Source organism: Deinococcus sp. QL22, assembly GCF_023370075.1.
Classification (GTDB): Bacteria; Deinococcota; Deinococci; order Deinococcales; family Deinococcaceae; genus Deinococcus.
This window is the reverse complement of sequence record NZ_CP097150.1, coordinates 233,773-255,795: the sequence shown is the minus strand read 5'-3', so window position 1 is coordinate 255,795 and position 22,023 is coordinate 233,773. Positions and strand designations below refer to the sequence as shown.

21 protein-coding genes and 3 pseudogenes are annotated in these 22,023 nt (G+C 61.4%); 7 read left to right on the top strand and 17 right to left on the bottom strand.

Features of this window, described 5'->3' with window-relative positions; translation table 11 throughout:
• Positions 1–9: 9 nt before the first annotated feature.
• The 5 genes and pseudogenes from M1R55_RS17255 to M1R55_RS17245 all read left to right on the top strand — a co-directional run bounded on the left by M1R55_RS17255 (position 10) and on the right by M1R55_RS17245 (position 2,086).
• A complete protein-coding gene (locus tag M1R55_RS17255; RefSeq protein ID WP_249394775.1) occupies positions 10–714 on the top strand; it encodes a B3/4 domain-containing protein in 705 nt (234 codons plus the stop codon).
• A gap of 108 nt (positions 715–822) precedes the next feature.
• Positions 823–870 (top strand): annotated as a pseudogene (locus tag M1R55_RS32195) (hypothetical protein); the annotation flags it as partial.
• A gap of 63 nt (positions 871–933) precedes the next feature.
• Positions 934–1,194 (top strand): hypothetical protein, encoded by a 261-nt coding sequence (locus tag M1R55_RS17250; RefSeq protein ID WP_249394774.1) that lies wholly within the window; start codon positions 934–936, stop codon positions 1,192–1,194.
• A 311-nt stretch (positions 1,195–1,505) separates the two neighbouring features.
• Positions 1,506–1,754 carry a transposase gene (locus M1R55_RS32190; RefSeq protein WP_371827240.1) on the top strand — a complete coding sequence of 83 codons (249 nt, stop codon included), beginning with the start codon at positions 1,506–1,508 and terminating at the stop codon, positions 1,752–1,754.
• Positions 1,751–2,086, top strand: coding sequence for a transposase (locus tag M1R55_RS17245; RefSeq protein WP_371827246.1), 336 nt, complete (start codon positions 1,751–1,753; stop codon positions 2,084–2,086). Before M1R55_RS32190 ends, M1R55_RS17245 begins: the two co-directional genes overlap by 4 nt.
• Positions 2,087–2,406: 320 nt before the next feature.
• On the opposite strand, the gene M1R55_RS17240 is transcribed toward M1R55_RS17245, so the two are convergent.
• The 15 genes and pseudogenes from M1R55_RS17240 to M1R55_RS17165 all read right to left on the bottom strand — a co-directional run bounded on the left by M1R55_RS17240 (position 2,407) and on the right by M1R55_RS17165 (position 19,728).
• Positions 2,407–5,055 (bottom strand): HD domain-containing phosphohydrolase, encoded by a 2,649-nt coding sequence (locus M1R55_RS17240; protein ID WP_249394772.1) that lies wholly within the window; start codon positions 5,053–5,055, stop codon positions 2,407–2,409.
• Between the two features lie 5 nt (positions 5,056–5,060).
• Positions 5,061–6,425 (bottom strand): S8 family serine peptidase, encoded by a 1,365-nt coding sequence (locus tag M1R55_RS17235; protein WP_249394771.1) that lies wholly within the window; start codon positions 6,423–6,425, stop codon positions 5,061–5,063.
• Between the two features lie 617 nt (positions 6,426–7,042).
• Positions 7,043–7,888 carry an ABC transporter ATP-binding protein gene (locus M1R55_RS17230; protein WP_249394770.1) on the bottom strand — a complete coding sequence of 282 codons (846 nt, stop codon included), beginning with the start codon at positions 7,886–7,888 and terminating at the stop codon, positions 7,043–7,045.
• Entirely contained in the window at positions 7,885–8,904 is a 1,020-nt protein-coding gene (locus tag M1R55_RS17225) for an iron ABC transporter permease (protein WP_249394769.1), read from the bottom strand. Before M1R55_RS17225 ends, M1R55_RS17230 begins: the two co-directional genes overlap by 4 nt.
• 4 nt (positions 8,905–8,908) lie before the next feature.
• Complete coding sequence (locus tag M1R55_RS17220; protein WP_249394768.1) at positions 8,909–9,835, bottom strand: ABC transporter substrate-binding protein; 927 nt, start codon at positions 9,833–9,835, stop codon at positions 8,909–8,911.
• Between the two features lie 46 nt (positions 9,836–9,881).
• Complete coding sequence (locus tag M1R55_RS17215; protein WP_249394767.1) at positions 9,882–10,913, bottom strand: iron ABC transporter permease; 1,032 nt, start codon at positions 10,911–10,913, stop codon at positions 9,882–9,884.
• Between the two features lie 2 nt (positions 10,914–10,915).
• A complete protein-coding gene (locus M1R55_RS17210) occupies positions 10,916–11,884 on the bottom strand; it encodes a sucrase ferredoxin (protein WP_249394766.1) in 969 nt (322 codons plus the stop codon).
• Positions 11,881–12,798: an ABC transporter substrate-binding protein gene (locus tag M1R55_RS17205; protein ID WP_249394849.1), complete on the bottom strand. Its 918-nt coding sequence runs from the start codon at positions 12,796–12,798 to the stop codon at positions 11,881–11,883. The genes M1R55_RS17210 and M1R55_RS17205 overlap by 4 nt, the downstream gene beginning before the upstream one ends.
• A gap of 780 nt (positions 12,799–13,578) precedes the next feature.
• Positions 13,579–13,863, bottom strand: a pseudogene (locus tag M1R55_RS17200) (ArsR/SmtB family transcription factor); the annotation flags it as partial.
• 276 nt (positions 13,864–14,139) lie between these two features.
• Complete coding sequence (locus M1R55_RS17195) at positions 14,140–14,253, bottom strand: hypothetical protein (RefSeq protein WP_249394848.1); 114 nt, start codon at positions 14,251–14,253, stop codon at positions 14,140–14,142.
• A 334-nt stretch (positions 14,254–14,587) separates the two neighbouring features.
• Positions 14,588–15,283 carry a hypothetical protein gene (locus M1R55_RS17185; RefSeq protein WP_249394765.1) on the bottom strand — a complete coding sequence of 232 codons (696 nt, stop codon included), beginning with the start codon at positions 15,281–15,283 and terminating at the stop codon, positions 14,588–14,590.
• Between the two features lie 142 nt (positions 15,284–15,425).
• Positions 15,426–16,262, bottom strand: a pseudogene (locus tag M1R55_RS17180) (IS5 family transposase).
• 102 nt (positions 16,263–16,364) lie between these two features.
• Positions 16,365–18,554: a heavy metal translocating P-type ATPase gene (locus M1R55_RS17175; RefSeq protein ID WP_249394764.1), complete on the bottom strand. Its 2,190-nt coding sequence runs from the start codon at positions 18,552–18,554 to the stop codon at positions 16,365–16,367.
• Between the two features lie 365 nt (positions 18,555–18,919).
• A complete protein-coding gene (locus M1R55_RS17170; protein WP_249394763.1) occupies positions 18,920–19,339 on the bottom strand; it encodes a hypothetical protein in 420 nt (139 codons plus the stop codon).
• 140 nt (positions 19,340–19,479) lie between these two features.
• Complete coding sequence (locus M1R55_RS17165) at positions 19,480–19,728, bottom strand: helix-turn-helix domain-containing protein (RefSeq protein ID WP_249394762.1); 249 nt, start codon at positions 19,726–19,728, stop codon at positions 19,480–19,482.
• 75 nt (positions 19,729–19,803) lie between these two features.
• Here M1R55_RS17165 and M1R55_RS17160 point away from each other — a divergent pair, with 75 nt between their 5' ends.
• Complete coding sequence (locus M1R55_RS17160; protein ID WP_249394761.1) at positions 19,804–20,511, top strand: DUF2442 domain-containing protein; 708 nt, start codon at positions 19,804–19,806, stop codon at positions 20,509–20,511.
• 126 nt (positions 20,512–20,637) lie between these two features.
• Here the strand turns inward: M1R55_RS17160 and M1R55_RS17155 are convergent, their stop codons facing one another.
• On the bottom strand, positions 20,638–20,901 hold the full coding sequence (locus M1R55_RS17155) for a helix-turn-helix domain-containing protein (RefSeq protein ID WP_249394760.1): 264 nt from the start codon (positions 20,899–20,901) through the stop codon (positions 20,638–20,640).
• A 76-nt stretch (positions 20,902–20,977) separates the two neighbouring features.
• Between M1R55_RS17155 and M1R55_RS17150 the strand changes: the two genes are divergently transcribed.
• The gene (locus M1R55_RS17150) at positions 20,978–21,511 is read left to right on the top strand and encodes a hypothetical protein (protein WP_249394759.1); all 534 of its coding nucleotides are present in this window, start codon (positions 20,978–20,980) and stop codon (positions 21,509–21,511) included.
• A 70-nt stretch (positions 21,512–21,581) separates the two neighbouring features.
• On the opposite strand, the gene M1R55_RS17145 is transcribed toward M1R55_RS17150, so the two are convergent.
• Positions 21,582–21,878, bottom strand: a complete 297-nt coding sequence (locus M1R55_RS17145; protein ID WP_249394758.1) for a helix-turn-helix domain-containing protein — start codon at positions 21,876–21,878, stop codon at positions 21,582–21,584.
• Positions 21,879–22,023 lie beyond the last annotated feature (145 nt).

Below are 22,023 nucleotides of genomic sequence, written 5' to 3'. Positions count from 1 at the left end.
GAACGACTGATGACTGACTTGCTTCAAATCAGCCCAGCTATTGCTGAGCGCTTCCCGACCTACCGTGGCCTGGTGCTGCGCGCCACTGGCCTCACCAACGGCCCCAGCACTGACCGCAGCAGGGCGGTGCTGCGGGAAGCGGAACTCCAGGTGCGTCAGATGTTTGCGAACACGCCCCCTGCTGAACACCCGCACCTGGCGGCCTGGCAGGACGCCTTCCGTGCCTTTGGGGTCAAGCCCAAGAAGATGATGAATTCTGCCGAGGCGCTGATCACCCGGGTCATGAAGGGCGGTGAATTGCCTGCCATCAACTGTCTGGCAGACGTCTACAACGCCGTGAGCGTGCGTTTTGTCGTGCCGTGCGGCGGTGAGGATCTCGCCCAGGTGGTGGGACTGGTGACCTTGAAAGTGGCGGACGGCACGGAGCTGTTCGAGACGAACAAGGATGGCGTGCCCTTCACCGATCATCCTGCGGTTGGCGAAGTGGTCTGGGCGGATGAGGCGGGGGTGACGTGCCGGGCCTGGAACTGGCGGCAGGGCACCCGCACCCGACTGACAGATGACACGACGGAGGCGTACTTCCTATTCGATGCTCTACCACCCATGACTGCTGAGGAGCTAGAGGGGGCAGGAAACACGCTGGAAATGCTGCTGGCAGAACTGTCTCCTGGCTGCCAGATCACGCGGGTGCGTTTGGGGGACTGGGCTACGTAACGACGTTCAGATCCAGAGATTCATAGCGCGAGCAAACGAGCTTGCGCAAACTCAACTCTCAAGGGTGGGTAAGAGCAGCGCGTGATTCGACGGGCACAAACCTCATTGATGGCGCATCGCGGCCTAGATGATCAGGAGATTCAGCGGGCGTTGAACATCAGTCTGTCAACGGTTAAAGCTACTCGGAAACGGTGTGTTCAACACGGTATACCGGCAGCCGTGCAGGACGCACCGAACGCGGGGCGTCCGCTAAAATTCGATGGGCATGATCGGGCGACCATCACCAGCTTGGCTTGTACACAGGCGCCAGAAGGCCATGCCCAGTGGAGCGTTCGGCTGACCGCGGACAAAGCCGTGGAATTGCAGTTGGTGGACGGCATTGCGCCGTCCACCGTCTTCTGTATGCTGAAAAAACGCGCTCCAGCCGCACCGAAAACGCCAATGGTGTATCGCCAAGCTGACCGCGAATTTCTTGTGTGAGATGGAGCGCGTGCTTGATGTCTATGCTCGTCCCTATAATTCGAAGCGTCCTGTGCTGTGTTTCGATGAGCGCCCCAGTTTTTTGATTGGCGATTTGATCACCCCGGTTCCGGTGGAACCGGGCAACGTCGCCAAAGATGACTGTATGTACGAGAAATTCGGGAGCTGCTGCGTGTTATTCGCGGTGGAACCGCTGACGGAACGGCGTTTCGTCCACGTGACCACGCGGCGCACCGCCAAGGAGTATTCCGCGTTCATGGCCGAAGTGGAGGCTGGAGGCGGCCTATCCAGAAGCAGAGCAGCTCACCATCGTGCAGGACAACCTCAACACCCATCATGGGGGCAGCTTCGACAAGTTCATGACCCCAGAGGCGGCCCACCGCTTGGTGGGCCGCTTTGAATGGGTCTTCACCCCCAGACATGCCAGTTGGCTGAATATGGCGGAGTTGGAGTTCAGTGCGTTATCCAGGCAGTGCTTGAATCGGAGCAGCGCACCCGGTTGCAGGACTTGTTCCGCACGCGGGACAAACTCGCCCAGCAGCGCAAGGCCAATCAGATGATGCTCGAGGCTCTGCCGGACACGACGACAGACTCACTGCGCACGACCCTGCAGGCGGTGCTGACCTCCCTGGAGGCCGCGCTGAAGGAACTGGAGCAAGCCATGGCAGCATGGGTGGCCCAGGTTGCCCCCGCCCTGTTGACACTCCGGGGGATCGGCGTGGTGCTGGCGGGTACCGTACTCGCTGAAGTCGGTGACATCAAGCGGTTTGAACATGTCAATCACTTCGCCAGTGATTGCGGCGCTGCCCCAGTGGAACGGGGGAGCGGAAAGAACCCACGCTGGTGCGTGAATGTCAGCGGCAATCGGCAACTAATACAGTGCTTCACCTGATGGTGCTCACCCGACTGAGGTGTGAAGAGCGCACCAGCACATTCGTCACGAAGAAGGGGCAAGAGGGAAAAACGAAACGGGCGGCACTCCGCGCGCTCCAGACTCACCTGGCTCGGGAGTTGTACCGAATATTGCAGGCCAGCCACGTTGATAACCTCCTCCCAGCCCCTCTGAGGATCCTTTTCTCAGTGGACTTGACATACCAGGTTCGGGTACTGAGAAAATACTGTTTAATCTGACCTGAGCGAAAAATACAAATTCCAGAATGCAGTTGGCTTCCCGTGCTTTCCCAAAAGATAGCGAAATGGCTGGTATCCGTATCACAGAGCTGCGCGTCCTGACCGGCGGCACAATTTGTCTTGATACATTCGGCGGTCACCGACCCGCAACAGGTCTCCACCGCTGCGGGCGTCGTCTGGAAAACGGGCGACACCGGAACTTGCCCCTACCGGTACGGCGCATACTGCCTGAACACGCCCGATGGCAGCGTCAATCCGTGTTTGAAGGGTCTGATTGTCGGGCGCTTGAGGGGCAATGACGGCAAACTCGTCACCCCCGATTCTGTAGGTCACACCTAGCCGTTCAAATTCGGCGACCAAACTTTGCCCGAATGAGGAGAGGAAGTGGTCACCCCTGTCGTGTCCCAGCGAATCATTGAGGAGTTTGAGACCGTCGAGATCGAACGACAACACTGCCAGACCGGTGTTTTCAGCACGGGCCGTGGAGATCGCTGCTTCCAGATCGGCCTCGAAGGCCTGGCGGTTGGCCAACCCCGTGAGGCTGTCGGTCAGGGCCATGCGCTGCATTTTTTGGGCGCTGTGTTCGGCCTGTTGCCGGGCCAGCTCCAACTCGCGGGTGCGCTCGACCAGCACCTGCTCGAAAACCGACAGCACAGGCGTGGCCTCCTCCTGCGACAAGGGCAGATCGTCTGGTGAAGCCTGACTTGCCCCCAAGCTCATCCACTCGCTTGAACTGTTGGCTTCTGGATCATTCAAGACCGCCACCGCAGCCTCTACCACTGAGGGATCAAAGTGCACGCCGGACTGCTGCTGAATTTCTTCAATGGCCTCCTGCAGCGTCCAGGCCCGTTTGTAGGGGCGGGCCTGCGTGAGGGCGTCGAAGACATCCGCAATCGCCACGATCCGGCCACTCATCGGAATCTGCGCTCCACTGAGGCCGCGTGGATACCCGCCTCCATCCCAGCGCTCATGATGGGTCAGGGCGATTTCTTCTGCCAAACGCAGCAGTTCCGAGCGCCCGCCCGACAGAATTCGCGCGCCGATCAGGGTGTGGGTCTGCATCTGGGTGTACTGCTCTGGACTGAGTTTGCCGGGCTTGAGTAGCACGGTGTCTGGAATGCCAATTTTGCCCACGTCATGGAGCCGCGCCGCAATGCCGAGCACGCCTGCCCGCCGTTCTGACCAGCCGAGGGCGCGGGCAATTCGGGTGGTGGCTCGCCCCACACGCCGGGTATGCTCCCCAGTGGTGTCGTCGCGGTATTCTGCGGCCATAGCCAACCGGGTCACCACTTCATGCTGGGCGCGGGACAACTCAGAGGTGCGCTCCTGCACAAGTCGTTCAGCGGCTTGACGGGCCTCGTGCTCCACCTCTGTCCGGAGTTTGTAAACGGTGGCTTCGTGGCGGGCACGCTCGACTTCAAACTGGATGCTGAGGTTGCGGGTCTGCCGGTCACTCTCGGCGTTAAACAATTCGCGCTCGATCCGCCGCAGGGCCGCCGCGTGGTGCAGGGCCAGCTGAAAATCCTGCTGGGCCTCGTACAGTTGCACCAGAGCGTCATGAATTTCTGCCGCCTCTTTGGGAGACTGGGTTTGAACGGCCAGATCTAGCGCAGTACTCAGTTGTGCCTGAGCCAAAACATCTGTGCGCTGCAGTAGATACAGCTTGCCGAGGTGGAGCCGGGCTTCCAGTTCACCCTGCGGATCACCAATTTCCAGAGCAATTTCAAGGGCTTGCTGATACGCCTGCTGAGCTTCGGCCGTGGCTCCGGTCTGTTCTGCCAGCAGGCCGAGGCTATCGAGCGTAGACATTTCTCCGGCGCGGTAGCTGGTCTGGCGGCTGAGGCTCAGCGCCGTTTCCAGGTGGGTACGGGCCTCCAGGAACTGACCGAGTTCAAGGTAGAAGGTGCCCAAGTTGAGCTGGGTATCCGTTCGCAACACATGATCTTGACTGCTCTCCGCAGAACGACAGGCCGATTGCATCACTTCTACGGCCAGGCTGTGATCCCCTTTCAGGTGATGTACACGCGCAAGGTTATGCAGAATGAAGGCCTCTGAGCGGGGATCGTTGAGGTGGGTCTGATAGATGGTGTAAGCCTGCGACAGACTTCCCACAGCCTCCGGGTATTGCCCCAGCCAGGTCTGAATGTTGCCCATATTGCTCAGGCAGTGAACCTGCCCCACGAACTGCCCTTGCTGCTCCCAAATGCTCAGGGCCTGGCGCAACGAAGCCAACGCTTCGGCGGCCCTGCCCTGACTGTGCTGAACCCCCGCCAAATGATTGAGAGCGGTGGCACGAGTGGATTTTGCGGCTGCCGTCTGAAGCTGGCCGACTCGGCTGATCGCGCCTTGCAGCAGGTGGTTGGCCTCGTCCAGCTCGCCCAGATTCAGGCAGACTTTACCGGCCAACTCCTCGGCTCCCGCCTGTCTGAGCGGGTCAGCCATCTCCTGAAACAGATGAATCGCCGCCCGGAGCCGGGTCAACGCTTCGGGGAGTTCTCCGCACACAGACAGGGCATGTCCCAACAACTGTTCAGCGCTGGCCCGCACGGCAAGTGATTCGATGGTTTGGGCAAGATCGCTGTATTCACGGGCCAACTGCAAGGCCCGTTTTGGGTCGGTGTTCAGGAAGGCAGTGGCCGCCGAATGCAGCCCTTCCAGCCGCAAAGCAAGAGAGGAGAGGGCCGGAGAGCCGGAATCGTAGCGGTGCAGACTTCTGATTTGGCGTGTCAAGGCAATCAGTATTTGATGGTGCTGTTCAAGAACTCCACCAGATCAAGGCGGCCCTTGACGCCCAGTTTGTCCTTGTAGGCCTGATTGGCTCCGTTGTTGTACACATCGAAAGCGTTTTCAGCTAATTTTTTGGTCACGTCGTTTAGAGACACCGACAACGTTTGCCCCAGCGCGAGGGCCAGCCCTCCAGTCACCATCGGCGCGGCCTGCGACGTACCGCTCCAAGCGGCCAGCAGTTCACCCGGAGCCGGAGCAAAGACATTTTCGCCGGGCGCGACGAGTTCAAGTTCAGACGCGTAGTTGGAGAAGCTGGACTTGAGGTCATTGAGATCGACGCTGCCGACGCTCAGCGAATTGCTGTTCAGTTCCTTCAAGGTGGCAATAGCAGCCGGATAAGTGATCTGATTCTGGTTGGCATTGCCCGCAGACGACACGACCAGTACATTCTTGGCGGTGGCGCGTGCAACGGCTTCTTGCACTACCTTGGAATTTTCATCGCTGCCCAATGACAGGTTGATGATCCGGGCACCTTTGGCGGTGGCCCAGTCGATGGCGCTGGCCACCGTCGCCACGTCTCCAGAACCATCTGGCCCCAGCACCCGCAGCGGCATAATTTTGGCCTTGGGGGCGACCTGCAAAACGATTCCCGCCACGTTGGTGCCGTGCCCATACCCGCCGACCCCAAGTGTGCCCTCTTCCTGAGGCACGTTATCGGCGGCATAGAAATCGCGCCATGTGGAGGGGTCGGACAACGAGCCTTGAAACGCCGAGTGCCTCAGGTCAACCCCGGTGTCAATGACCGCAACCGTAATACCCAAGCCCAAGTTGGGGGCCATCTTGTGGGCTTGTTCCAGGCGAATTTTGCGCCAATTCTGGCTGTTTTCGGGCACGACATTGTATACTCCGCCCGCCCAGGTTCCGCGTGAACCACCTGTCCAAGCCAGAAAATCACCGCCCGCCCAAGTTCCCCGCGACCCGCCCATCGTGGCCGTCAGGGTGCCGCCGCCGCTAAACACGTCGCGGTTGGATTCCATGTACACGGTGCGGCCCCGTTGTGCACTCAGGGTTTGTACGCGCTGGGCCGCGGCACCGTGTGCGCCGTTCATGCCCAGCAAAGCGAAGCAGGATTCCGTTCCGGCAGTGACACAATCCGTTTCGTTCCAGGCCAATACTTCGCCGCCCAAACTGTTGGTCAGGCCACCGGGCGTATCGCCGCTCTGGAGGGGCACGCTTACCACCGAGTCGTACCGCTGGGCCACCTGTCCCGGACGGTCTGCATTGAGACTGGGCACCCCTTGCTGTTGAGTGCAGCCCATCAGCAGGCCAGCAGTAAGGGCCGTTAGGGTAAAAACGCGACGGGATGGCAACATCTGATTCTCCTTGATAAAGTGCTGAAACGAAAGACAACGTGCTCTAGAGGACGCCTGTCGTTTCAGCTTAGGAGTAAACCGTCACAGGTTTCTCACAGCGATCTCCTAAGAACCTGACCAGCCAGTGACTGAAGGTCAGCCTAACAGTTAATAAGGTCTCGATATTAAATAGGTTGGACTCTCCCTCTACAGTTCTAGGGCAACCAAGCACTCCTGCCCTAAGAATGTAGGTGAATGAGGGGGGCCACAGTCGCCGCCACTCGGACAGACGGAATGCATTAGAGGCGGACGGGGACACAAACCTGACTGATCTTCGGTGCCAGCCGTCTCCCTTCGGCGGCGAACAGGCGCAGGGTTGAAGAAGCCAGCGGCATAGAGATCACAGGGCGTCACTGGTCTTCTTTGTTGCCCTGCTCTGTTGCCCTGTACGGTGTTGCCGCCGATCCGGTTGGTGCGAATGGGACGGAATCCGGAGAAGCGCTCACGCAACTGCCGTTCACGCTTACCCGGCTGCCCGGCTCAACACGGACGAACTCGGCCCACAGATCAGACTGACTTAAGCAGACGTGCACGACATCGAATCAAGCCCAATGTCGTTCCCCCCTCCCGAATCAAACCTACCGCGTCAAAGCATAGGGGATGATGTACGGCCTGCCCGTGTCCGGATCGCTCAGAATGTGCGCCTTGAGCCCGAAGACCTCGGCCAGCAGATCGGGAGTCAGTACGTCCTCCGGTCGGCCTTGGGCGTACACCTCACCCTCACGCATGGCAATCAGCTCGTCGCTGTAACGCACGGCTTGGTTCAAATCGTGTAGTACCATCACCACCGTTTTGCCCTGCTCACGGTTGAGGCGCTGCGCCAGTTGCAAGACTTCTAGCTGGTGCGACAAGTCCAGGTAGGTGGTGGGTTCATCTAGCAGCAGGATTTCAGTCTGCTGGGCCAGACTCATGGCGATCCAGGCACGCTGCCGCTGCCCGCCCGAAAGAGCTTCCAAGGGGCGGCTGCCGAAAATGGTCATGCCTGTCTGGGAGAGCGCCCAGGCCACCGCCTCACGGTCTTCCGGACGGCGCACGGGAAAGCGGCCTTGGTGGGGATGACGGCCAAACCAGACCAGTTCCTCCACCGACAGGCCTTCGGGCGCGGTCGGCCCCTGCGGCAAAATAGCCAGCCGCCGCGCCACCTCTTTGCTGGGCAGGCTATGCAGCGCCTGACCGTACAGTTCCACAGTGCCCCCAGTCACGGGCCGCAACCGCGCCAGCGCCCGCAGCAGGGTACTTTTGCCACAGCCATTGGGCCCGATGATACTGGTGACCTGTCCACCCTTGAGGCTCAGGTTCAGGTGCGGCACGATCACAGACGCGCCGTAAGCCAGTTTCAAATCGTGGGTGGACAGCGGCGTGGTGGCGCCAGCAGGCACTGAGGGAGTAGGGGGAAAAGCGGGGACAGGGACAAGAGGGTTCATGCACTCCTTCTCAGCAGATACAGAAAATACGGTGCGCCCACCAGCGTAGTGAAAATGCCCGCCGGAACCTCTAGCGGCGGCAGAAGCACGCGCCCCAGCGTATCGGCGGCCAACACCAGCAGCGCCCCCAGCAGCATGGATACCGGCAGCATCCGCCCGTGCTTTGCGCCCACCAGCAGACGGGCCAGATGCGGGGCCAGCAGTCCCACGAAGCCCAGAATACCTGCTCCGGTTACGGCTGCCCCGGCCAGCGCGACGCCCACGCCCAGAGACAGCAGGCGGGCTGGCTTGACCCGCGTGCCCAGGCCCGTTGCCAGATCCTCGCCCAGATTCAGCACATCCAGCGTGCGAGACAGCAGCAGCGCGGCGGGCAGCAGCACCAAAGCCCAGGGAAGCACCCGCATCAGCCGCGCTGAGTCTGCCCCGTACACCGTGCCCGTCAGGAAGGTCAGCGCCGCGCCAAGGCCATCGGGGGCACGCACCAGCACCAGTTGCTGAACCGCGCCCAGCGCCGCCGCGACGGCCACCCCCACCAGCGCCAGACGCACCGGATGCAGGCCGCCCACTCCGCGCCACTCGTTTGAAAGGAGCAGCACCAGCCCGAAGCCGCCCCAGGCTCCGGCAAGCGCGGCCCAAGGCAGACCGCCGGGAGGCGCGGTGGGCCAAGCCAGCAAAAACACGGTGGCTGCCAGTCCAGCCCCGGCCCCAACGCCGATGATGTCCGGCGAGGCCAGCGGGTTGCGGATCACGCCCTGCATCATGGCACCCGAAGCGGCAAACATCGCTCCGCACAGCAGAGAGACACCTATGCGGGGCAGCCTCAAGTCCAGTACCAGTTGCCGGGTCAGCTCATCTCCCCCGCCCCACAACACGGCCCAGACTGCTGCCGCCGGGGTCGCCACCGCGCCTAGGCCCAGGGCCAGCACGGCCAGCAGCGCACTCAGCAGGGCCAGCACTCCCCCAACGGTCAGGGCGCGGGCAGCAGTGTAGTGCGGTGCAGTGACTTGACCCGTCACAGCATCACTGCTCCCGGAAAGCGCTGGGCGGAGCGGCGTCGAGCAACAGGCGGCTCTCAATGGCCTGAGCGACCATCAGTTTCAGGGCGACTGGGCCGCGTCCGCGCGTCCAGTTGTCGCGGTCAAACACATAGACCCGTCCGCGCTGCACCGCGCTGAGTTTCTGCCACAGGGGGTTTTTCTTCCACTCCCGCGTGACGGGCAGTTCATCCGGCGCAGTGAACAGCACCAGCGTCTGCGGATTCAGCGCCACCAGTCCCTCTAGCGAGAGTTCGTACTGGGTCTGGTCTCCCTTGGGACTCAGCGCATTTTTGCGCCCCAGCGCCTCCAGAAAGCTGCCCACGAAACTCTGGTTGCTGTGGACTGTAAACGAGTTTGGCGTCACCACCGCTGCGACGAAGGGCGCCGCCTTCTTGTTCACGAACGCCTTTGCCTTGCGAATCAGGCTCTGCTGATCGGCCAGCAGTTGCTTCGCGGCGGCCTCACGCCCCACCAGTCGTCCGATGACGAGCGTCTGTGCGTTCAGGTCATCCAGACTGCCGCGCCGACTCTGGAACGCGGCGGTGGGGGCCAAGGTCGCCAGTTGCGGGTAAATGCCGCTGTGCACGAAGGCGTCAGCGATGATCAGCTGGGGACGCAGCGCGAGGACAGCTTCCAAGCTCGGTTGGGCCCGGCTGCCTGTGGCCGTAATTTTCCCCGTGAGGGCACGCAAATAGGGTGGCGCTCCCCTGTCCCCGCCCTGCGTTCCCAGCGTCCCGCCCACCGGAGTTACCCCCAACGCCAACAGCGTATCTATAAAAGAGTATTCCAGCGCCACCACACGCTTGACTGGGGCACTCAATTCCAGCGTGCCGCGCTCGTGCTTGACGGTCAGCGCCAAGCTGGAAGAAAGGAGGGCCAGGGCGGACAGGGAGAAGAATGTTGATGTCATGGAAAACCTCGGAGGGGTACGTGATGGGAGGGAAAAGGCGAGGGGGTCAGATCAAAGAGACAGATCCGCTATGCCGCCCAATCCGCCGCGCCAACAGCACGAAGAAGGGCGCACCAACGGCAGCCACCACAATGCCCACCGGGGTTTCGGCGGGCCGGTCAACCAGACGGGCGGCGACATCGGCCAGTATCAAAAAAGCTGCGCCCAGCAGGGCCGCGAGGGGCAAGCTCAGGCGGTGATCGGCTCCCACCAGGGCGCGGGCGGCGTGCGGAATGACCAGACCCACGAAACCAATGGGCCCCACCACACTGACCGAACCGGCGGCCAGCAACACGCCCAGTACAGTGATCAGGGCGCTGTCGCGGGCGGTGCTGGCTCCCAGGCTGCTCGCAACGTCCTCTCCAAGCGCCAGCACGTTGACCCGGCCCGAGAACACCAGTGCCAGAACCAGCCCCAGTCCCAGCCACGGCGCGACCTGCCACAGGTGCTCCCAGGTGCGACCTGCCACCGAGCCGGACAGCGCGAACAGGGCGCCCTGGGCGCGGGTTTCAAACAGAATCTGCACCGCGCGGGTGGCTGCGCCCAGCAGGTAGGCTACCGCCACCCCGGCAAGCGCGAGCCGCAACGGAGTGAGACCAGCGCTTTTTGCTGCGCTGTACGCCGCCGCCGCTGCCAGCAGGCCGCCCAGAAAGGCGGCAGGCACGAACAGCACGCTGGGCGCGGCAGGAAAGAAAACCACCATCATCACAATGGCGCAGGCTCCACCCGCCTCTACGCCCAGAATGCCAGGATCAGCCAGCGCGTTGCGGGTCACGCCCTGAAGCAGCAGCCCCGAGACGGCCAGCGCTGCTCCGGCCAATCCCGCCACCAACGTGCGCGGCAGCCGTAACGCATGAACTACCAGACTGTCTGTGCTGGCGTCGGGGGCAAAGAGCAGGTGGGCCACCCGCGTCAGGGGAACGTCGCTGGCCCCCAGTGCCAAGGATGCCAGCAGCGACAGGCCAAGCAACCCCACCGCTCCCACGAACGCCAGCACTTGCCTGGAGAGGCGTGGGCGAGCGGTCTGGAGGGCGCGCATGGTCAAGAGGAGACCTGCATTTCTGGAGTCTGCATCTCTAGGGTGACCTCACCCAGAGACCACTGACGGATCTCACTCAGATCGGGCGTGTGGCTGGAGCCGGGGAGCTTCAGGGGCAAGGCGGACGAGATCGCGGTTTGAGCCGTGCCTTTCATGCCGTCCAGCTCAAAATGCAGGGTGACGTTTTCCCCGTCCACCTCGGCCCGGCCCGGTTCAATCCAACGGTTGGCCCGCAGCCAGGCCCAGCCGTACCGGATCAGGAGTTCGCGGTCTAGGATCTGACCCAGTCGGGGCAGGCCAGCGAATCCGCGCAGGTGGCGGGCGACTTCGGCGGGGTGAACCTCGCGGCGGGCCACCCGCACGGCCAGTTCCGGGGTCAGGTGCGCCCACAGGTAGCCGCTGGGAAGGTCGACAGCAGTTGCCGCAAAACGGTGTCCGCCGAAATGTCCGGTGCGCCACGCCCGCAGGCCTGCACTTCGCAGAGCCGCGTGGACTGGCACGCCGTAGCGCCCACAGGCCGCGTCCACCGTGCCGTGGGTGCAAACGTGAACATCTGGACTGGTGGCCGGAGATTCAACCGCCTGCCAGCCGTTCAGGTTTTCCGGCTCCAGCAGCGTGTCGATCAGTCCCCGCGCCCACTCGGCCTGGGGCAAGGCCGACTGGTAATCACGGCGCAGATAGCCGCCTGAGCCTTGCCGGTAGTGCCGTACCCGGAGCGGCCGACCAGCCTGCAGCGGGGCGCTCATCAGCAGACCGAAGCCCGCGCCCGCCTCTACCTTGCCGCGCAGCCGCGCAAACACATCTCGTTGTTCAGGCGTCCAGTTTTCCACGTCGCGCAATCTCGCCCACAGGGGCACGTCCAGCTCCAGCACCGTCACTTCCCGCCAGTGCGGGGCCGTGCCAATCGGGTCTTCCCCGGCGGCGCGGGAAACGTCGGAGCACAGGCTCAGGCGCGGAGGGGCGGCTGTCACTTCACCTTGTCCAGAATCAGGCGCGTCATCTCGTTGCTGTTGCGAATAGACACCAGGGGGCCGGAATACGGGCTAAAGGCTTCGGGGGTGTACAGCACGCTCTGAGACGCAAGGCGCTGGCCTACCGGGGTTTTCAGGAAGGCGTCTGCGCCGTTGAACTGGCCGCCGGGGGGAAACAGCACCACCAGAGTCTTCTTATCGATGCCGAGCAGCCCCTCTTCACTGACCTGCGCCCCGATGCCCAGGGTGGCGTTGCCTATCTTCAGGCCGTCCCTGAAGCCTAAGGAGCGCAAATCGTCAATCAGGCGCACGCTGCTGTAGGCCCAGGTGTTGCCGCCGCTGAAGGGGGCCAGTACCACCACCTTGTCGTACTTCCTGAACACGCCCGCCGCCTGCAATCTGCGGGCATTGACGCGGTTGACATCCGCCGCTTGTTTGATGATCTGCTCGGCCTGCACCTGCTTGCTGAACACGCGCGCCAGATCACGCAGCCCCTTTTGCCAGAAACCCTCGCCGCCCTCCTCATAGCCCACCGTGGGGGCAATCTTGCTGAGCTTGTCGTAATTCTCGTTGCCCTTCCAGGTCAGGCGCACGATCAGGTCAGGCTTGAGGGCCAGGATGGTTTCCAGGTTGGGAGCCGTCCAACTGCCCACGAAACTGGGGTTGTTCAGCTTGCCACGGGCGTAGAAGCCGCCTCTAAGGACGCTCGGCTTGACCTTGCCGCCGCTTATATCGGCAGGCGACAGGTAACTGCTCGCCAGCCCCACCACGCGGTTTCCCAGCCCCAGGGCGAACATCCAGCCCAGCGCTTCCTCGTCCATGACCACGATGCGTTGTGGGTTTTTCTTGAGGGTGGTCGTTCCCTCGTCATGTTTCAGGGTCAGAGTGTTGGTCTGGGCGGCGGCAGTAGGCATCAGCGCCAGGGTCAGGAGCAGGGCAATTCGTTTCACCGCCGTAATCTAGATTAATCCGACTAATTTAGTCAAGTTTACTCAGACGCTGACAGGTACTGTGGTAGGCGGGCTGGTGGCCTGCGCCACGATCTGCGTTTTTACAATTTTGTCACAACGGCGGTGCTGAGCTGCTCTGACTATCCTGAAGGTTTAGAACCCAAGGTGGAATGTCGTCGTTGACGGTGCCAATGATTTTCTCCGGCGATCAAGCACCCTATTTGCCCAAATTTTGAGGTGCCGCTGCGGTGGTCAGCGTCTCCGTCTGCCCAGGGACGCATAAGGTGTTAGATCCTCTCGGCCATTTGCGCAGAGACTTAACGTGACACATGTGACTGTCCCTGTTGTGGGTTGGCGGGCAAACATCGTGTAAGTGCTTCTGACCGTGGTGGGTTGAATGTACTCTGCCAAGATGCGCCCAGTTCCCGTGTTGGGCACGGCGGCGAGAGTGGTCACGGGCGTACCAGACCCCAGAGCGGCTGCCCGGAATAAGGGCAACAGCGGTTGAGGCTGCCAGCCTACGACCCGGTACATTTCTACGCGGCTGAGTCCTGCCCGGATTTCTGCCCGGTAACTGCGGCTGTAGGGCGGACATTCCGGTGTGAACACGGCGGGAAGCGGCGCCAACCCATTCCAGAGCGTGCCGGGCTGCTCGATACAGAACAGTGGGCTTTGCCAGCGGCGCTCGGTCACCCAGACCCGCCAGAGTAACTGTGCCAGCCGCCACGATAATCAATGCCCGCCTCATTCTTGAGCATGCTCCAACGCGTTCTCGATCAGTCCGGTGACGTGGTGATCCAGCAGGCAGGAATGCACCACGCGGCCCTCTTTGCGAAACGTCACCAAGCGCTGGGTTCGCAGCAGCCGGAGTTGATGGCTGACGGCGCTCTCAGAGAGGCCCACCACCGCTGCGAGGTCGCCCACACACAGCTCCTGAATGTGCAGGGCACTCAGCAGTTGCAGTCAGGTCGGATCGGCCACCAGCTTGAGGAGGGCGTTGGCTTCCTCGACGCACGCCTGATTCGGAAGCTACGCACATTTGGGCCGCGATGTCCTCAGCAGGAGGACTGTTGACCCCCTCTGTTTGAGAACCAGTTCTCACCGGCACATCACAGCGCAGGGGCCATCGCGCCCAGTTTGGAGCACCACCGTCCGCTCAGCAAGAGACCGGTTTTCGAGCCGTTTGACCGTCTTCAAGTCGGACTGGGCCATCGCCACCCCGCCGAGGTGGTGGCCGCGCATCAGGGTCAGTTAGGGGCAGGTAATGGCGTTCAGCAGGGACGACAGGGGCAGTACTCAACTGCTCTATACCTTTTGCCAACAGCCAATCGTCCTCTGCCCGATCTGGGACTGCTGCGTGAGGGTATTGTTCTGCGCCAAGAACTTCACTGCCGGGTCAGCCGCCCGCCTGCGCAGCATCCTGCTCATGGTGACCGCTTGGGTGGAGTGGACGCTTATGTCATGGGCAAAGCGCACGTCAGCGCTGTTGGGGCCAGGTAGCCAGGGGCCAGCAACGGCCAACTCAGTCACCAGAAAACCCCGTCACCAGTACGGCGGCAGCTACACCGTACCGTCATACGCGCCGCTGCACGAGGCTCCGGTCTCTGGGGCTTCTCCACCCTGTTCGTATTTGACGAGGAACGTTTTGATGCGTGGGCATCAGGGCAACCATCCAACGGTGTGTGTTCATCATGACTTCTGGGAAGTATCCCGGGGGCTAAAGCGCGTGTGTTAACTTTTTTGGGCTTGAATTTTACGGCGTGACACCGCAATAGAAGTCAGCGGGTCGACACTCTTGGGTTAACTGCTGCCACTCCAGCGGCGGCCATCTCATTCCAGAAGCTAGAAGTTGGTAGAAAACCCCAACTTCTTCCACAGCCGTTGAGCACAGCGATCCCCAGCTCACTGGGACGTCATCGGAAAAACGACGTGCTCCGTAGAAAGGCTCGACTTGCAGACGAGTTGATGGCCTGATCCACCAGTGCTGATGATCATCAGAGGCGGCGTTCACTCTCGTCAAACCCGTCTGCTCTGCGGCATCGACCAGTGCCTGCCAAAAGCCCATGTCGTTTCTTGGCCGCACTGGAAGTCGAAGAAAGTACGTGGTGTGGTGAGGCTTGATGTCAACATCCCACTCGAACTGGAGGGCCTGACCTTCGACCAGAATATGGGCATTTTGGGCGTGCACTTGTCCATTGACCTCAATTCTTCCATCCGCACGGATGACGTAACTTGCGGGCAAAGCATCGGTCAAAGCCACACATTCGTCTTCATAGGGTTCATGGCGAAAATTGTCAGGCACAGGAGATTGAATGCCCCAGCGATATGGCTTTTCTCTTGGATGCGTATAGAACACGTGTCCGGCTAGATCCCGCTGAAACTGCACCACAACCTCATGGATGGGCAGACCTGCTCGGTGGAACCGTTCCGCAAGCGTATCAACTGTCACGAACGGATCACCCTCGTCATCACAGGACTGGCGAGGAAAGGCAGCCAGGAGACGTGACGCACGGTCTGTCCATCCCCGGTGGAGTTCAGAGGGAGAGAGCGACCGAGCATAAGCGGGAAGAGGTTCTGATGGTATGCAATCACTATACCGGCGGTGCTCGAACCAGACGGCGAAGCATCAGCCGAATCATGGCCAAGTGAATCAGCATTGCTGTGGTCTCAGGTCACGCTTCGTAGTCCTTTGACAAACGGCGGCACTTGTTTAACCACGCGAACGTTCGTTCGACGACCCACCGTCGGGGCAAAACGTTTCACGTTTTGCGAGGATCTACCTCCTCAACGAGGTCTGAGATATACCGCTTGGCCTGTCGCCACCAGGGGTAGACGACCTCCACCAGTACATCTGAACTGTCTTTTGCCCAGCGCAGAAATCCACCGGTGTAGCCTTGATCTGCCCACACCTTCTTCAGTTCCGGGTAGGTCTACCGTATCCCTTCTAGGACGAGCTTGCCGCCTTCCCGGTCTTGCAGATTCGCGGGATGTACGACGACCTTGAGAATCAAGCCGAGCGTGTCCACCAAGATGTGCCGTTTGCGTCCTTTCACCTTCTTGGCACCGTCAAAGCCTCGGATGCCGCCAGATTCGGTGGTCTTCGCGCTTTGACATGTCGATGATCCCCGCTGTGGGCTCTGCAGCCCGTCCAGCGGCCAAACGTACTCGTTCCCGAAGCACGTCATGGACACGCTGAAGTACCCCTTGAATGCGCCACCTCCGGAATTGTGCGTACACCGTGCCCCAACTCGGAAAGTTTGTGGGCAACAGACGCCAGGCACACCCGGTTCGCAGGACGTAGAGCATGGCGTCAGTCAGCAGACGCTGCGAATGGATGTTCGTCCTGTCCCCCCGGGGCCAGGAAGCAGCGGTTCAAGCAGAGCCCAATCCTGATCCGTGAGGTCGGAGCTGTATCCCATGCCCGTCATGCTTCACAGTAAGATGAAAACTATGTCCAGAAACACTTCGAGACGTTAACACACGCGCTTTAGGGCAAAATGTCCGGCTGAGATGGGATTAACTGACAGCAGTTACGCTCTGACGGGAGCGACCAAGGCTTCCGGCGTTCCCTTCCAGCGCAGCAATCTCAGGGCATTGGCCGTGACCAGAACGGTGGCTCCGGTGTCGGCCAAAATCGCCATCCACAGATCGGTGTACCCCAGCAGGGTGGTCACCAGAAAGATGGCCTTCAGGCCCAGGGCAAAGGCGATATTGGCCTTGATGTTGCCCATGGTGGCCCGCGACAGGCCTACCAGATCGGCCACGCCCATCACCCGTTCCCGCAGCAGGGCAGCATCGGCGGTTTCTAAGGCCACGTCGGTGCCGCCGCCCATGGCGATGCCTACATCGCTCTGGGCCAGGGCGGGAGCGTCGTTGATACCGTCGCCGACCATGGCAATCCCCCCTTGCGCTTTAAGGCCCGCGATGATCTTCAGCTTGTCTTCCGGCAGCAGGTCGGCCTGCACGTCCAGGCCGAGGTCGCGGCCAATAGCCTGCCCGGTGCGGGCATTGTCGCCCGTGAGCATCAAGGTCTTGACCCCCATCTGATGAAGGTGCGCCAGCGCCGCTTTGGCATCGGGGCGGGGTTCATCCCGAATGGCAATCAGGGCCAGGGGGCGGGAGTCGTGCAGCACGACCACGGTTCGGCCCTCATGTTCCAGCGCAGCGATTTGGGTCTGGAGGCCACTGTCCAGACTCACCACCGTTTGGGCATAGCGGGGCGAACTGACATGAACGGTCTGGCCGTTGACGGTGGCTATGACGGCCTTGCCGGGCAAAGCCTGCGCGTCGGTGATGGGCAACGGGGTAATACCACGCGTCTTGGCCTCGTTCAGAATGGCTTTGGCCAGCGGGTGGCTGCTGCCCGATTCCACACTGGCGGCGAGTTGCAGCACTTCGGTTTCCGACCCTTGCAGCGGCACGATTCCGGTCACGCGGGGCTTGCCCGCAGTCAAGGTGCCGGTCTTGTCGAAGGCCACGGTTTTCACGCTGCCAATGGCTTCCAGTGCCGCGCCGCCCTTAATCAGCAGGCCCCGGCGTGCCCCCGCGCTGATGCCGCTGGTGATAGAGGCAGGCACGCTGAGCACCAGGGCGCAGGGGCAGCCGATGAGCAGCAGACTGATGCCCTTGTAGATCCAGGGGTACCATTCGGCTCCAAAGAACAGCGGCGGAACGGCGGCCACCAGCGCCGAGACGGCCACCACCCCCGGCGTGTAAAAGCGGCTGAAGCGGTCGATAAAGCGGGCGGTAGGGGCTTTGCTGCCCTCGGCTTCCTCGACCAGATGGATGATGCGGGCAATGGTGTTGTCGCTGGCCGCCTTGTCCACCCGCACGGTCAGCACGCCGTCGGTGTTGATACTTCCGGCATACACGGAATCCCCCACCGCTTTCACGACGGGCACGCTCTCCCCGGTGACGGGGCTGTCGTCCAGATTAGAAATGCCGGTCAGAATGGTGCCGTCGGCAGGCACGCGGGCACCGGGATTGATCTGCACAGTTTGGCCGATGGTCAGGCGGTCTGCGGGAAGCTCACGGACTGCGCCGCCCTCCAGCAGCAGCGCGGTTTTGGGGGTCAGGGCCGCCAAAGCTTGAATGCCAGCTTTGGCCCGGCCCGCCGCCACCCCCTCCAGCAACTCACCGATGGCGAAGAAGAACACGACGACTGCGCCTTCCGCCGCTTCACCGATCAATACCGCGCCGATGGCCGCGAGGCTCACCAGCGTATTGATGCTGAACGGGTCGCCCAGCTTGGCGCTGGCGTAGGCTTTTCGGGCCAAGGGCCAGACCCCCAGGAGCGTGGCGGCCACGTACCCATACACCGAGAGCGAAGGTGCAAAGAAGCCGAACAGCCAGGCCACGGCCAGGAGCAGACCGGAGCTGACCACCAATCTGCCTTGTCCACTGCGGTACCACGGCGTTCCGGCGGGAAGAGGGACGTGGGTGTGACCCGGCGCGTCATAGTCGTGGTCATGCGCCGACGACGTCAGCAATGAGGGCACATACCCGAGCGATTTTAGGTTGCGTTCAAGGGTGGCCCTGGGGGTTTGCGCTTCATCCAGCGCCAGGGTCAGCGTTTGCTTGCTGAAGCTGGTTTTGACCTCCGCCGCTCCGGGCAAGGTGGTGATCATGCGCTCAACCTTTTGGACGCAGGACGCGCAGTCCATGCCGTCGACAAAGTAGGTCAGCGACAACTCATCGGAATGGGCGGGCGGGGCAGTCATAGGGCGAGTATACATGAGCAGATACTCATATGAAGGGGGGCTCAGGGATGCGGGGGACTCCAGAGTACCCGGTCTCCACTTACCGAAACTTCGCGTTACTCGCTTATCCTATACACCGCAACTTCGCGGTATTTGGCCTGAAAACGTCGTATCAGCGGCAATGTAAGGGTTCTGCCGGTCGCGGCAGGGGTGGCCTGAACCTCAGGCTACCCCTGCCCTCCATCTGCCTTGGGGCCGATTAAGGCAACACAACCGAATCAGGAGATCAAAAGCCGCCTCAAAACGCTTTACAGCGCGGTTTTGGTTTTTATGTTCGCGCGGTCGATCAGAACACTGGGTTTGTTGGCTAGGGTGAGCAGGTAGGGTTAATTGGGCGTGGGATCGGCCACCGGAGCAGCGGCGGGGGCCACCACGGCGGGAAAGTGTCCAGCAGCTACGCCTGCGCGCAGCACCCACTGCCAGATCTTGCTGGGGAGGCGGTAGTAGGTCTGGAGCGGCTGGACATAAAGCACGCGCTCACGCCAGAGCTGTTTCTCGGCGCTGTTACCTGCCCGCACGCGGCTTTCGCCTAGGAGTGCGCTGACTTCCTCTGCAGGAATAGGTTGGCCATGCTGTTCGGCCCACTGCACGGCGGCCCAGCCCTGGTAGGCAGCCTTGAGGTCCTCCAACAGTGGCCCCCGGTCAGTGAAAGTGTCAGGCAGCGGGTCAGGGTGGTGGAAACGGGCCGACCAGTCCGTGACAAAACGGCGCATCTCCGCAGCAGGGGGGGTTTTCTGCCGGGGCATAGGGGCATTGTACGGGGCAGCGGTGACTGGGGCTGCCGAAGACGGGGAGGGGCACCCTCGTTCGTGGTCGAGATCTGAAAAGACAGTTTGCCTCTCGTCGCGTGTGAAGCAATCATCTGATCTGCGCTCTGAGGCCGCTGCTAATCCGGCAACAGCTCTTGCAAGCGGCTCCCTAATGCACGGGCAATTCGTTCATAGGTGTAGATCCCCGCATTGAGCTGTCCCTTTTCGATCTTCCAGAGGTGGGTGCGGTGGATACCCACAGTATCAGCCAGACCTTCCAGGCCAATCTTCTGGTCTTGGCGCTGGGCACGAATCCGCAATCCAAGTTGCTGTAGGTAGGCCTCTTCCAGGCTGAGCGTGGGGTCAGGAGAGAGGACTGCAGACATACCCCAAGGCTTCATGGTGGTACCCCCTTTCGCCTACTTCATATTTGGTGTCATCATATTTGATACGATGTGAGCATGCTCGGAGCCGACCCTGTCGCTGTGCCAGATGGTTTTGGCGTTGTCCCCTCACACCCAGTGCCGAATACGGTGAGTGAGGTGCTACCGGAGCCGGGACGTGCTCAGGTGTGGGTGACCTTCGACGAGCGAGAGACGCACCTGCTGGATTTGACCGGTTTGCTCAAGCATGAAAAGTTTCAGGCGCTCCGCCTGCGTGAACTGTTTCGGGCGGTGCAGGTGGCGCCTGATCGCCAGTCCATCTGCTGGCCTGCGGGGGTGCGCTTGGGCCCGCAGGAATTAACTGGCTCAGCGGCTGAATGGTCTGGCGTGGTGACCCTGGGCACCGTGCTGCCCACCTCGCGGTACCGTCCCTTGTTGCCGTACCTGCGCTATCAGCCGCAGAAGGGGTATTTGCCGCCTTACCCCGCTGAGGCCTTGGTGGTGCAGCGTTTGCTGCAGCTCAAACCCGGTGAATTGCGGGACAGTCTGAAGGCACTGCATGCCCCCGAAGAAATTGCTCTGGCCCGCCTCTCTGATCTGGGTGCTTTCTTGTCGCAGTTGTTCGCTCCGGAGCACTTGTATGCCCTGCTGCGTCGTCCCTGGCATTACGGGGCGCAGCAGTGTCCTGATCAGGTGCTGCTCCACACCATGCTGGGGTGCTTGATGCGTGGGAGGCCAGATCTGATTGAGCGGCCCTGCATGCTCATTGCAACGGGTGGTGAATGATGGTGAGCAACAGTCGCAGCGCGGAATCGGGAGCTAAGATGACTCCAGCATCAGGAGCTTGAACAACGTTCGGTGGACCGGAGAGTGGTCTGCAGAAAGGCCTTGTAAGGCAAGGGTGCCTCACCATCAGGGGTCTGTGTTGTCTGACGACCGATCAGAGGGCTGGGGGGAACCGCTGTTGAGCAGATCCCCCGGCTCAACGCCAAAGGTCTTAGCGAGTCTTTCGATGATGTCGATACCGGTGTTCTGCCGGGCCTGCTCAATTTTGCCGATTTGGGTGCGGTGGATCTGTCCTATTGCAGCCAGGTCTTCATGCGACCAGCCCCGCTCCTTTCGCAACCGGCGCAGGTTGTCAGCCAGACGCTGGCGAATGTTGGGCTCATCAGACATAACTTTCATGATGTAATCAAGCCTCTCGGATACGCCACACCTTAGAAGGTGGCATCTCAGAAGGTAGAATGGGAACATGAGGAGAGCCACGCAGCTGTACCTGGGCCGTCCTGCCGTCGCCCAGACCCGAGCAGAGAGCGAATATCAGCCACTGGAGGCGGTGCTGCTGCTGCCGTCCGTCCGGCAGGAACTGTCGAGGTGCTTGGAGGTAAAAGGGCGCTGGCAGGGCGGGGCACTCTTTGGGGAAACGGACTTCGGTACCTTGACGGTGCGGCTCGTCAGCCCACTTGGTCCCCCCGCATGGTGGGGTCAGCCGCTGACGCCGCACCTCCCGTACCTGATGGGCTGGAGCGACAGCATGGAAACGCAGCCAGGACCTGTGGTGGACTGGGCTGGGAACTGGATCGCCGCGCCGGACAGCCGGTTGCCGGATGAACGTAAAGACCTGTCATGGCTGCAACAAGGAGCGGAAGCTGGCCTGTTCGATCAAGATCACCCTCTGCTGGTGGCCGGAGTTCAGGAAGGGCACCTGATGCTTCGTGGGTATGCCTGGGAAGAGGGGAAGTCGGTGCCGCTCCAGTGCACGGTCAACCTCCCCAATGGGTTATGACCCGATGCTCGTGAGGAGCACTCTACCTTCCGTCATGAACTGTAGAGTGGCGTGCTGGCGAGGACGCGTCTCAGGCCTGGTCGTCTGGGACAAGCCCAAGCAGGAAACGGGCATCGACATCCAGGGCCAGACTGAGGGCAGCGACTTCGAAGTCGTAGACACTTCGGGTACCCAGTTCGATCCGCGTCAGGGTCGACTGATGGAACGCATATCCTGAATGTTGTTCGATCAGTTGACAGGTCTCGATCATGGTCAGCGACCGCCGTTGCCGGGCCAGGCGGACACGGTCGCCGACCAGGTTTCCGCGTCCGGGCGTCAGCGTCTCTGCGTTGCTGAAGCGTTGGCGAATGGCGCTGGGACGTTTCACAACGGCAAACCTACCATGTGATGGGCCAGTGCTGATCAGTAAAGGAGCGGCAGAGGCAGTAGACGCTCAGTACTGATCTTTGAGGCGGTATCTCTGGTTGCATAGGGATTCCAATGAAATCCTGCACTGTCTGCGGGATTGATCT